Origin of the sequence: Pseudomonas sp. 50_B, from assembly GCF_017491625.1 — a bacterium.
Classification (GTDB): Bacteria; Pseudomonadota; Gammaproteobacteria; order Pseudomonadales; family Pseudomonadaceae; genus Aquipseudomonas; species Aquipseudomonas danubii.
Window position 1 is genome coordinate 1 of the sequence record NZ_JAFGYX010000086.1, and the last position, 538, is coordinate 538.

A 538-nucleotide genomic window follows, 5' to 3' on the forward strand; every position below is an offset into this window, starting at 1 on the left:
GTTGAACAGATTGGTGCGAAGCCTGGCTTTGCAGCAGGATAGGTTCGATGTCGCCAATGGGTTCGCCGGCAGACGACCCGACGATGGCCGTGACGTCTGGTCGATCGAGCAAGTCCGCTACGGTCGGCGTGATCGCGGTAATGTCAAAGACCTGCCCGTTGCGTACGACGACAACGCTCGGACCTGCATGGTCGCCGCCACGCCATACCCGCCCAATCAAGAGGGCGTATTCCGCGTCGTGAGGTAGGCATTCGGAGGGAGGCAGTGCATTCATGACGAAGATTTCATCGAAGAGTTGCGGTGAATCGGGCAGACAGGTGCAGAGACTCGCCTTCAGCAAGTTCAACAAGCCCATGTTTTAGCGGCGACGGAGCGTTGTGTGCATTAACGTCATGTGACACCGGCTCGAAGCAGAAGAAGTCGGCCTCAGCGCCCGGCGAATAGACGATATAACGATTCAGGGGCGCCTGAGCCTCGATCTGAAGAGCAAGGCCGCGCCCTGGCCACCAGATGTCCGCTCGACCGTGCCAGCCCGTGT

Annotated in this window: 2 pseudogenes; both read right to left on the reverse strand. The window is 59.5% G+C overall.

Annotated elements, in window-relative coordinates:
* Positions 1-274 (reverse strand): annotated as a pseudogene (locus J5M73_RS31015) (fumarylacetoacetate hydrolase); the annotation flags it as partial.
* Positions 275-284: 10 nt separating this feature from the next.
* Positions 285-538: pseudogene (locus J5M73_RS31020) on the reverse strand (aldose 1-epimerase); the annotation flags it as partial.